Source organism: Streptomyces sp. NPDC089915 (assembly GCF_040684675.1).
Classification (GTDB): Bacteria; Actinomycetota; Actinomycetes; order Streptomycetales; family Streptomycetaceae; genus Streptomyces.
In genome coordinates this window covers 1-10,205 of record NZ_JBFBGN010000190.1, presented here as the reverse complement: position 1 = coordinate 10,205, position 10,205 = coordinate 1, and the positions used below count along the sequence as shown (strand labels likewise).

The window sequence follows — 10,205 nt, the reverse complement described above, 5'->3', positions numbered from 1 at the left end:
CCGGCGCACCCTCCGGCCCCTGGTCGCCCTTGGGCCCTGCGGGACCCCGCTCTCCGGTGTCGCCCTTGGCGCCGGCGGGACCCCGTTCACCGGTGTCCCCCTTGGCACCGGCGGGACCCCGTTCACCCGGTGCTCCCTCGGCGCCCGGGTCCCCGTCCTGGCCCCGTTCGCCCCTGGGCCCTGCGGGCCCGGCCGGGCCCGGGGCGCCGTCACGTCCCGCATCGCCCTTGGGCCCTGCGGGACCCCGTTCCCCCGCGCCGCCCTTGGCGCCGGCCGGTCCGCGCCCGCCGGGGTCTCCCTGTGGCCCGGCGGGGCCACGATCGCCGGGATCCCCCTGTGGCCCGGCGGGGCCGCGTTCGCCGGTGTCCCCCTTGGCCCCAGCCGGGCCCCGGTCCCCTGCCTCGCCCTTGGTCCCGGCGGGGCCGCGCTCCCCGGTGTCGCCCTTGGTTCCGGCCGGGCCCCGTTCACCGGTCTGGCCCGCGGGCCCCGAGGGCCCCCGCTCCCCCGGGGTCTCCCTTCACCCCCGCCGGGCCGCGTTCGCCCGGGTCCCCCTTGGGCCCGGCCGGGCCGGGGTCGCCCTTGTCGCCCTTGGGGCCGGGCTCCCCGCGATCGCCCTTCTCGCCCTTGCCGTGCGGCGGCTTGACGGGGCACCACGGCACCGGGTGGTGGTTCTTCACGTACCGGGCCGCCATCCAGCCCTCGTCGTCGGCGAGCCGGTACCAGATGTCGTTCCCGTCCACCTCCTTGCCGCGCACCTTGCACCGCAGTCCCACGCGGGTGCCGCCCTTGCGGCTGCCGATCTTCGCGGCATCGGTCGTCGGACCCGCGTGGACGTGCTGGTCGGCCTGTGTGACGACCTTCCCCTCGGAGCGGCCGTCGGAGCCGCCGAAGGGGTTCGTCGAAGCCTGGGCCACGGTAGGAAGGGCCAGGGTGAGGGAGAGTCCGAGGACGACTGCTCCGGCGGCCAACTGCCTACGGGCAGCGGCGATGTCCGCCCAGGTGGCGAGAGACATGGGGCGTGAGCCTTTCGATCGTGCATGCGCATTCGCCGGGCGATCATCAGATGGACGGAACGCCGGGGAGCGCGCGGCGCGCGACGTGCCGCCGGTCGGCCGAACGGACTCCACCCCCGCCCCGGAACGGCTACCGTCCCGGAACGGCTACAGCCCCGCGATGAGCGCGGGCAGTTCGCGCATGTCGTGGAAGACCGTGGTGCCCGGGCCCTCCAGCAGCCGGGCGGGGGTCAGGCCGCCCGCGTAGCCGAGGGAGCGCATGCCGGCCGCGCGGGCGGCGAGGACGCCGGGCCGGCTGTCCTCGACCACGACGCAGGCCGCCGGGTCCACGCCCATCCGCCGGGCGGCGTGCAGGAACAGATCGGGGGCCGGCTTGCCGTGCGCGACCTCGCTCGCGCTGTGGATACGGCCGGCGAACCGCTCGTAGAGCCCGGTCCGCCCGAGGGTGTGCCGCATCTTGTCGTGGGAGCCGCTGGAGGCGACACAGGTGGGCAGGGTCAGGGCGTCGAGGGCCTCCGGCAGCCCGTCGACGGGGGCGAGGCCGGCGTCCACGGCCTCGCGGTGGAGCTCCTCGAAACCCTCGGCCCACACCGCCGCGGTCTCCTCGCCGAGCCGCTCCGCGACCTGCTCCCGGATGGCGGTGTGTGAGCGCCCGATGAACCGGTCCACGACCTCGTCCTCGGTGAGCGGCCAGCCCAGCCGGGCCCCGAGGGCGACCTGGACGCGCACGGCGATGCGCTCGCTGTCCACCAGCACCCCGTCGCAGTCGAATATGACGAGTTCAATCGGCTTGGTCATCCCCGCAGGATAGGGCCCCGGCGCGTACCGCCTCCGGAGCCGGCCCGTGTGCCAGGCTGGCGCCAGGGCCCCGGGCCGCCGGTCCGGAGGACACCGCACGCGACGGGAGCACCTCATGCTGACCTCCACTCAGGTTCCGGGCGGGCTGAACTGGCTCGACCTGGGCACCCCGGACGTCGACGCCGCCGTCGCCTTCTACGGGGGCGTGTTCGGCTGGGAGTTCGCCTCCGCGGGGCCGGAGGCCGGGGGCTACGGCTTCCTGCTGAAGGAGGGCCGGACGGTCGCCGCCGTCGGCCCGCTGACCGAGGAGGGCGCGGACTCGGCCTGGACGGTGTACTTCCGCACCGTGGACGCCGACGCCACCGCCAAGGCCGTGGAACAGGCGGGCGGCCGCGTCCGCTTCCCGCCCGCGGACGTGTTCACGGCGGGACGGATGGCCGGCTTCACGGACCCGACGGGCGCCGAGTTCGCCGTGTGGCAGCCCGGGGACACCGACGGTCTGGAACTCGTCAACGAGCCCGGCAGCGTCAGCTGGATCGAGCTGTACACCACCGACGCCGAGGCCGCGAAGCGGTTCTACGGCGGGGTCCTGTCGTGGGAGACCCGGGACGTGCCCATGGGCGGCGGTGTCGTGTACGGCATCGCCGGGCCCGCCGGCGGGGGAGCGGAGACGATGCACGGAGGCGTCCTGCAGCTGGCCCAGGACAACCTGGACGCCGGTTCGGCCTCCGAATGGCACCCGTACTTCGAGGTCGAGGCGTGCGAACCGGTGGTCGCGCGGGCCTCGGAGCTGGGGGCCACGGTCATCATCCCCGTCATGGACGCCGAGGGCGTGGGCCGCTTCGCGATGATGCTCGACCCGTTCGGGGCCCCGTTCGCCGTCATCAAGAGCGCCACGGCCTGACCCCCCGGCGGCGGCCCGCCCGGCGTCCACGGCCGGGCGGGGCGCCGCCCGGGCGGGGGCGGCTCAGGTGGCGGGCAGGCGCATGCCGAGCCGGGTGCCCAGGGCGCGCGCGGTGGTGCGCACCTCCTCGCCGGTCTCGCCCTCCGCGACGGCCCCGAGGACCGCCAGGGCGAGGACGGCCTCGCGGTAGGTGAGCATCGGCAGCCGCTCGGGCCCGGCGTCGGCGTCCGCGTCGACTTCCTCGGCCACGATGTCGGTGTACAGGTCGTCAAGAGTCACACGCACCCAACGCCCGGCCCGCCCGTCGGTTACTGTGGACCCGGCGCCGGGGCCGGGCCGGGGGCCGCGACGACCCGGTCCGCGTAGCGCGCCAGCCGGGCCCGGAGCTCCTCGCGCGGCACGCCCTCCGCTCCGGCCAGCCGCTCGACGAGGTCGGCCCGGGTGGCCGCGAGCAGGGCGTGGGCGGTGAAGTCCGGGTCGGTGAGCCCCGGGATCCGGGCCAGCACCGACCGCAGCAGGGAGTGCCAGCGCTCGTAGTGCTCCGCCTGGTAGGGGGTGCCGGAGCCGCTCGCCTCCAGGGCGAGGGCGAGGCGTCGGTTGTCCAGCTTGAAGCACAGGACCGCGTCGAGGAGGGCCGTCGCGCGCTCCTTCGGCGGGGCCTCGGGGCCCAGCGGCGGCGGGCCGCTCTCCACGGCCTCCCGGACGGGTTCGAGCCGGGCCTCGTAGAGGGCGCGGAGCAGGCCCGCGCGGTCGCCGAAGGCGCGGAAGACCGTGCCCTTGCCGACCCCGGCGGCCGCCGCGACGGCGGCCATCGTCAGGTCCTCGGGGCTCTCGGCCCGGGCGAAGAGGGCGTCGGCGGCCTCCAGGACGGCCCGCTGGTTGCGTGCGGCGTCCTTGCGGGTCTTGCGCTCGGGTTCGGTCACGCGGCTCCTCCGATTGAAAAACGGACCCAGGGTCCGTATCGTTCTAAGCGGACCCACGGTCCGCATTGTACGAGGCGTACGAGAGGGAGGGACACCCATGTCCGAAACCGCACCCCAAGCCGCACCCGCATCCACACCCGCGGCCGGATCCGCACCCGCACCCGCACCCGGATCCACGCCCGCACCCACACCCGCACCGGCCTCCCCGGCCGAGCGCTTCCGCCACGGCCTGCGCCTGCTGCTCGCCGGGGACATCCCCGGGTGGGTCGGCCTGTGGGCCGAGGACGGGGTGATGGAGTTCCCGTTCGCGCCCCCGGAGTGGCCCCGGCGGCTGGAGGGCCGCGAGGCCGTCGCCGACTACATGCGCCCCTATCCCGACCACATCGACCTCCACGACTTCCCCGAGGCCGACCTGCGGATCCACGAGACCGCCGACCCCCGGACCCTCGTGGTCGAGATGCGCGCCACCGGACGGCTGGTGCGCACCGGAGACCCCCACGACATGACGTACGTCGCCGTGGTCACCTTCGACGCCGACGGGCTCATCACCGGCTACCGCGACTACTGGAACCCCCTCGCCGCCCTCGGCCCCGGCGCCGCGTTCGCGGGGAGCGCCCGATGACCGCCGCGCCCGCCACCCTCGTCATCGGTGCCACCGGCACCACCGGCGGCCGCACCGCCGCGCTCCTGACCGCCGCCGGCCACCCGGTCAGGGCGGCCAGCCGCGGGGGAGCCCCGGTCGCCGGGGCCGAGCCGGTCCGCTTCGACTGGTACGACCCGGACACCCACGACACCGCCCTCGACGGCGTCGACCGCCTCTACCTGATCCCGCCCGTCGGGGATCCCGACCCCGAGGCCGTCGTCCTGCCCTTCCTGCGCCGGGCCCGCGCCCGCGGCGCACGCCGCGCGGTACTCCTGAGCGCCTCCTCCATCCCCGAGGGCGGGCCCGCCGTCGGCCGGGTGCACGCGGCCCTGCCGGGCGTCTTCGACGAGTGGGCGGTGCTGAGGCCGTCCTGGTTCATGCAGAACTTCACCGGCGACCACATGCACGCCCGCGGCATCAGGGAGGACGGCGTCATCGTCACCGCCGCCGGCGACGGCCGGGTCGGCTTCGTCGACGCCGACGACATCGCGGCCGTGGCCGTCCGGGCCCTCACCGACGAACGGGCGCCCGACACGGACCTCGTCCTCACGGGGCCCGAGGCCCTGAGCCACGCGGACGTCGCCGCCGTCCTCACGGACGTGACCGGCCGGCCCGTGCGCCACCGCCCGCTGTCCTACGAGGAGATGCGCGAGCGGCTCGCCCGCCTGATGCCCGCCGGGTTCGCCGCGATGCTGGCCGGGATGGACCGGGCGATCGCCGAGGGGGCGGAGGACCGGGTGACCGACACCGTCGAACGCCTCACCGGCCGCCCGGCCGGCGGCTTCCGCGCGCTCGCCGAACGGGAGCTCGGCGAACGGGAGCTCGCCGAACGGGAGCTCGCCGAACGAGAGCTCGCCGAACGGGAGCTCGCACGCCGCTGACCGGCGGCGGGCCGACGCGCCGGCCCGTGCTCACGGGCGGGGGTGCAGCGGCACGGGCAGCCGGTCGAGGACGATGCCGAACTCGGCGCGGTAGAGGGCCCGTACCTCCTCGTCGTCCGTCAGCTCCTCCTCCGTGCGCCCACCGTCCGCCGAGGTGGCGATGAGCGTGTGGTCCCGCAGGGTGATCCGGCCGCCGTCCGCGGTCAGCCGGGAGCAGACCGGGCCCCGGGTGAAGCCGGACTCCGGGCTGGTGCGGTGCCACCAGGCCCCGGTCACGAAGTCGGCCAGCACGCGGGGGCGGGTCTCCAGCCGGTACACGGGCACGCCGTCGCGCAGCACCTCCAGGTCGCCGCCACCGCCGCGCTCCGCGTCGTCCGGGGCCGGCCGGACGAGGAACACCCCGCCCGGGTCCTTCTGCTCACCCGGCTCGTCCAGGTCGAGCGGGTACGCGCTGTGGTCGCCGAAACCCACGTCGGCGAGCCAGCGTCCGTCGACGCGCAGCGCCAAGTGGTCGTAGGGGATGCCCGGCGCGCCGTCCTTGCCGTGCACCCGGCCCTGGAGGAGTTCCACCCGGTGGCCGAGCGAGGTCAGCAACTCGGCGAAGGCGCCGTTCAGTTCGTAGCAGATGCCGCCGCGCCCGGCGGTCACGACCTTGTCGAAGACGGCCTCCGCGGTCAGCGTGACGTCCTCGCCGAGGTGGATCGACAGGTTCTCGAACGGCACGGTCCGCAGGTGGCGCAGGTGCAGCTCGCGCAGCGAGCCGGCGGTGGGCCGGGCGGGCCGGGCCGCTCCCAGGCGGCGCAGGTAGGCGTCGGTGCGGGCGGGGCCGAGAGGTTCCATGCCCCCACTCTCGCGCCTCCCGTCCCGCCGCGCCATGCGTCTTCGGTCCTACGACCGGCTCACGGGACCGGGCGCGGCCGGGCCGCCTAGAATGCGCGGGACCGCCGCAACACCGACGAGGGGAACGAGTTGAAGGCGCACCGCGATGTCCGGCCCGTCCCCGGCGCCCTGCACCACGTCGAGATCTGGGTCCCCGACCTGGAGCGGGCCGCCGTCTCCTTCGGATGGCTGCTGGAGGCCCTCGGCTACACCCCGTTCCAGAGCTGGGACGACGGGCGCAGCTGGCGGCTCGGGGCCACCTACCTGGTCTTCGAGCGGTCCGCCGCCCTCACGGCCGCCGAGCACGACCGGTGCCGGCCCGGACTGAACCACCTCGCGTTCCACGTCGAGGACCACCGCGCCGTCGAGGCCCTCGTCGCCGAGGCGCCGCGCCACGGCTGGACCCTGATGTTCCCCGACAGCCACCCGTACGCCGGGGGAGAGGCGACCTACGCCGCCTACCTGGAGGACGCGGACGGCTTCGAGGTCGAACTCGTCGCCATCGAGGGGCCGGAGGCCTGACGCCCGGCGGGGCAATCCGCATTCGGCCATGACAAGTCCGGCCCCACACCCCACAATTGAGCCGAACCAAGCGTTGGGGGAGGCGCTGATGGCACGGGCTCTGCGGATCGGCATACCGGTGGGAGTCGTGGTGCTGGTGGCGTGCGCGCCGCTGTACGCGCCGTACTACTCCACCGTCCTGGTGTGGGAGCTGCGCAAGCTCTTCGCCTGGCTGTCCCTGCCGCTGCTCGCGGTGGCGTTCGTCGTACTGGTGTGGGCCGTGCAGTGGCTCGTGCGCAAGCGGCTCGGCAAGACCGGCGGAGGGTCGGGCGGCGCGGCGGGAGCCCTCGGCTGCCTGGGCGCCGTCGCCGGTCTCGCACTCGCCGTCGCCTGGCTGGTCTACGGCGCGTACCTCCAGGACCGGTCCTACATGGCGGCCACGGACATCGTGACCGATCCGGTGCCCACACTGGCACCCCGCGCCCCCTACCTCGTCGGCAAGGCGCAGGCCGCCCCGCACCTGGGCGACGTCACCGGCGAGATCGCCGACATCACCTACCTGCCCGACTCTGACCGGTTCGCCACCCTCGTCGAGCGCAGCGGCTGGCTGTCCGGGTACGAGGTCGGCCTCGTACAGGACGTGCCGCTCGGCGGCACCAGCCGCTCCCAGCAGCGCTGCTCCTTCGACGTGGACGTCGCGGACGCGCGCATCAGCGGCTGGTACGGCCACAACCTGGGCCGGTTGATCTCCGAGCAGAAGCGCTGGGTCCGCTTCGAGGCGAGCGACGCGTATGTGACCTGCCGGGGCGACACGCCGATCGTCGTCGTCCCCCTCAAGCGCCAGACCGGGCTCCTGGTCGTGACCGAGCGCCCCGCCGGGGTCGCGCTCTACGACGGCCGCACGGGCAAGGTCACCATCACCACCGACACGGACGGCATCCCGGGCCCGTCCTATCCGCTCAGCCTCGCCGCCCGCCAGCGGGAATCGGTCGTCGCCGTCGGCAGCTTCTCCGACTGGTGGTTCGACCGCAGCGGCTGGGACGCCTCGGAGGACGGGGCGAACGAGGGGAACGACTCCGAGTTCACCCTGCGCTACGGGGACTCCAGCGGGCGCAGCGTCTACGTCACCCCCCTCACCCCGCAGGGCGAGGCCAGTTCGGTCGTCGCCGTCGCGACGGTCCCGGCCCGCCACGCGGGCGGCGGCCTGGCCCCCCTGACCGTGCACCGCCTCGATCCCACCTGGTCCTCGCCGAAGGCGATCACCGCCCTGATCAAGGCCGAGTACCGGGACGTCTGCTGCTACAACGACGACCGGGTGTTCGAGGTCGTCCCCACCGGCGGCACCACCTGGACCGCCACGATCGGCAGCGAACAGGACATCCGCTACCGGGTCGAGGGCCGGGGCCAGATCGCCGGCCGTGAGGCGACCTGCCTCAAGGCCGCCGACGGCACCCTGATCCGCTGCGCGTTCGCGGCGCCCGGCTCACCGGAGGAGCAGGAACTCAAACGCCGCGAGGACCAGAAGAAGGACAAACCCCAGGCCAACCCGCCGGACCTGGGTGACCTCACCGCCTACACCCCCGAGCAGCTGGCCGAGATCAACCGGCGCGTCGGCGAGGAGATCAACCGCCGGCTCAAGGGAGGCTGAGCCGGCGGCCCCCGGGGGGCAGACGGGAGTTTGACGACAGGCCCTACAGGACGGCGATGCCCAGGGGGCGGGTGCCGGCGGGGAGGCGGCGGCTGGTGCCGTCGGCGAGGTCGACGACGGTCAGCCCGTTCCAGTAGCCGTCCCGCGTGTAGCCGCCGGTGACGTACGCCGTCCGGCCGTCGCGGGAGACCGCCACGTCCTCGTGCGGGCCGTCCAGCGGGTACACGCGCTCCTCGCCGCCGGGCGACCTGACCGTGAGGGAGGGCCCCTCGCCCTCCTCCACGGCGCCGGTGCCCACGACGAGCAGCCGGCCGTCGGGGGTGAGGGCGGCGCCGTGCTGGTGGGTGTCGGCCGTCATCCGTTCCACCGAGACCGCGCCGCTGCGCGGGTCCACCACGGCCAGCCGCTCCCCCTCGAAGGGCAGCAGCAGCCTGCCGTCCCCGGGCCGCACGACCGCGTAGTGCGGTTTGAGCCAGGAGCCGAGGCCGCCCTCCGTGCCGTACGGGGCCACCTCGATCCGGCGCGGCGCGAGGGTGGCGGCGTCGACCACCGTGACGTCGAAGGAGTCGTGGCCGGTCACGTACACCTCACCGCCGTCGCGGGCGACGTCCACGTCGAAGGGGCGGCGGCCCACCGGCACGGTGGCGGTGACCCTGCGGGCGGCGGTGTCGATCACCTCCAGCACGCCGCGCCCGCCGGGGACGTTGACCCCGACGTAGGCGCGCGAGCCGTCCGGCGAGAGCGCGATGCCCATGCCCCCGCCCCGGTACTCGCCGGTTCCGGCCGGGCCCGTGCCCGTGGTGTACGGGATCCGGGCCACCCGGGCACGGGTGCGGGTGTCGACGGCCGCCACCCCCTCGGCGGTGGCCACCCAGGCGAGCCCGTCCGGGCCGACGGCCAGCCCGTACGGCGCGGTGCCGACGGCGACGGAGCCGACCGGACCGCGCAGCGGATCGACGAAGGTGACCGTGTCGGCGCCGAAGTCGGCGACGAGCAGGGTCCCTTCGGGGGTAGGACGGCCGGCGGGCAGCGGGGTCCCGGCCGGCGCGGGCGAGGCGGCCGGCGTCCGGCCCGCTCCGCTCCCGGCGCCGGCCGTGGTGCAGCCGCCCAGCAGGGCGGCGACGGCCGGCACGACGACGAGCAGCGCCCGCGCCCGCCGGCTCACCGCACGCCCCCGCCATCGACGTCGCCGTCACCGCCGGGGCGTTCCTGCGCCGCGCGCAGGAGCCGCACCAGCCCGTCGAAGCCGCGCCGCACGGCGTGCTCGTACGCGGTCACGCCCTCGGCGTCGGCGAGCCGGGGGTCCGCGCCGGCGGCGAGCAGCAGCCGGACGACCTCCTCGTGGCGGGAGCCGCCGTCGCCGAGGATCACCGCCTCCAGCAGCGCGGTCCAGCCGAGCCGGTTGACGTGGTCCACGTCGATGTCCGTCTCCGCCAGCACCGCCCGGACGTAGGCGACGTGCCCGCGCTCGGCCGCCGGGATCACCGAGATCCCGCCGAACCGGTTGCGCCGGGTCAGGTCGGGGCCGGCCGGGAGCAGGGTCCGCATCATGCGGACGCTGCCGGTCACCCCGGTGACCAGCCAGGCGGTGTCCTCGCGGGAGTCGGGGGCGTCGGGGTCGGCGCCGGCGGCGACCAGCACCTCGGCGGCGCCGACGTGGTCGCCGAGCGAGGCGAGCAGCAGCGGTGTGCGGAGGTCCTCGTCGCGGGTCTCCGGAGCGGCGCCGGCGGCGAGCGCGGCGCGCACCCCGTCGGTGTCCCCGGCCTTGGCGGCGTCGAGCAGCAGTCGGTCGTGCGGGTTCATGCCCCCATCCTGCTCCGGCCCGCCCCGGCGCGAGATCCCCCCGCCGTCCCTCCCTCCCCGCTCACCCGGCTGACCCGCCCGTCATCCGATCGGCTGATCCACGCCGCCCCGGCATCCGCTAGGCCGTGTCCGCAAAGTCGGTTGGTCGTTACTCCGTTCGTGGTGCGACGTCATGAACTGACTGATCAGGCCTGGACGGTGATCGAGCCGTT

12 protein-coding genes are annotated in these 10,205 nt (G+C 75.4%); 5 read left to right on the top strand and 7 right to left on the bottom strand.

Annotation, left to right across the window (positions count from 1 at the left end; genetic code table 11):
- Positions 1 to 464 precede the first annotated feature (464 nt).
- On the bottom strand, positions 465 to 1,013 hold the full coding sequence (locus AB0O29_RS32300; RefSeq protein WP_365158869.1) for a hypothetical protein: 549 nt from the start codon (positions 1,011 to 1,013) through the stop codon (positions 465 to 467).
- 147 nt (positions 1,014 to 1,160) lie between these two features.
- The gene (locus tag AB0O29_RS32295) at positions 1,161 to 1,811 is read right to left on the bottom strand and encodes an HAD family hydrolase (protein ID WP_365158867.1); all 651 of its coding nucleotides are present in this window, start codon (positions 1,809 to 1,811) and stop codon (positions 1,161 to 1,163) included.
- Between the two features lie 115 nt (positions 1,812 to 1,926).
- Between AB0O29_RS32295 and AB0O29_RS32290 the strand changes: the two genes are divergently transcribed.
- A complete protein-coding gene (locus tag AB0O29_RS32290) occupies positions 1,927 to 2,715 on the top strand; it encodes a VOC family protein (RefSeq protein WP_365158864.1) in 789 nt (262 codons plus the stop codon).
- Between the two features lie 63 nt (positions 2,716 to 2,778).
- Here AB0O29_RS32290 and AB0O29_RS32285 read toward each other — a convergent pair whose 3' ends face one another.
- Together AB0O29_RS32285 and AB0O29_RS32280 are read right to left on the bottom strand one after the other, a co-directional pair.
- Positions 2,779 to 2,994: a hypothetical protein gene (locus AB0O29_RS32285; protein ID WP_365158861.1), complete on the bottom strand. Its 216-nt coding sequence runs from the start codon at positions 2,992 to 2,994 to the stop codon at positions 2,779 to 2,781.
- Between the two features lie 29 nt (positions 2,995 to 3,023).
- Complete coding sequence (locus AB0O29_RS32280) at positions 3,024 to 3,638, bottom strand: TetR family transcriptional regulator (RefSeq protein WP_365158858.1); 615 nt, start codon at positions 3,636 to 3,638, stop codon at positions 3,024 to 3,026.
- A gap of 97 nt (positions 3,639 to 3,735) precedes the next feature.
- Between AB0O29_RS32280 and AB0O29_RS32275 the strand changes: the two genes are divergently transcribed.
- On the top strand, positions 3,736 to 4,260 hold the full coding sequence (locus AB0O29_RS32275; RefSeq protein WP_365158855.1) for a nuclear transport factor 2 family protein: 525 nt from the start codon (positions 3,736 to 3,738) through the stop codon (positions 4,258 to 4,260).
- Complete coding sequence (locus AB0O29_RS32270) at positions 4,257 to 5,162, top strand: NmrA family NAD(P)-binding protein (RefSeq protein ID WP_365158852.1); 906 nt, start codon at positions 4,257 to 4,259, stop codon at positions 5,160 to 5,162. Before AB0O29_RS32275 ends, AB0O29_RS32270 begins: the two co-directional genes overlap by 4 nt.
- A 30-nt stretch (positions 5,163 to 5,192) precedes the next feature.
- On the opposite strand, the gene AB0O29_RS32265 is transcribed toward AB0O29_RS32270, so the two are convergent.
- Positions 5,193 to 6,002, bottom strand: a complete 810-nt coding sequence (locus AB0O29_RS32265) for an arylamine N-acetyltransferase (protein WP_365158849.1) — start codon at positions 6,000 to 6,002, stop codon at positions 5,193 to 5,195.
- A 129-nt stretch (positions 6,003 to 6,131) separates the two neighbouring features.
- On the opposite strand from AB0O29_RS32265, the gene AB0O29_RS32260 reads away from it, so the two are divergent.
- Positions 6,132 to 6,563 (top strand): VOC family protein, encoded by a 432-nt coding sequence (locus tag AB0O29_RS32260; protein ID WP_365158846.1) that lies wholly within the window; start codon positions 6,132 to 6,134, stop codon positions 6,561 to 6,563.
- 88 nt (positions 6,564 to 6,651) lie between these two features.
- Positions 6,652 to 8,190: a hypothetical protein gene (locus tag AB0O29_RS32255; RefSeq protein WP_365158843.1), complete on the top strand. Its 1,539-nt coding sequence runs from the start codon at positions 6,652 to 6,654 to the stop codon at positions 8,188 to 8,190.
- 43 nt (positions 8,191 to 8,233) lie between these two features.
- Here the strand turns inward: AB0O29_RS32255 and AB0O29_RS32250 are convergent, their stop codons facing one another.
- The gene (locus AB0O29_RS32250; protein ID WP_365158872.1) at positions 8,234 to 9,304 is read right to left on the bottom strand and encodes a YncE family protein; all 1,071 of its coding nucleotides are present in this window, start codon (positions 9,302 to 9,304) and stop codon (positions 8,234 to 8,236) included.
- 47 nt (positions 9,305 to 9,351) lie between these two features.
- Positions 9,352 to 9,993 (bottom strand): ankyrin repeat domain-containing protein, encoded by a 642-nt coding sequence (locus AB0O29_RS32245; protein WP_365158840.1) that lies wholly within the window; start codon positions 9,991 to 9,993, stop codon positions 9,352 to 9,354.
- Between the last annotated feature and the right edge of the window lie 212 nt (positions 9,994 to 10,205).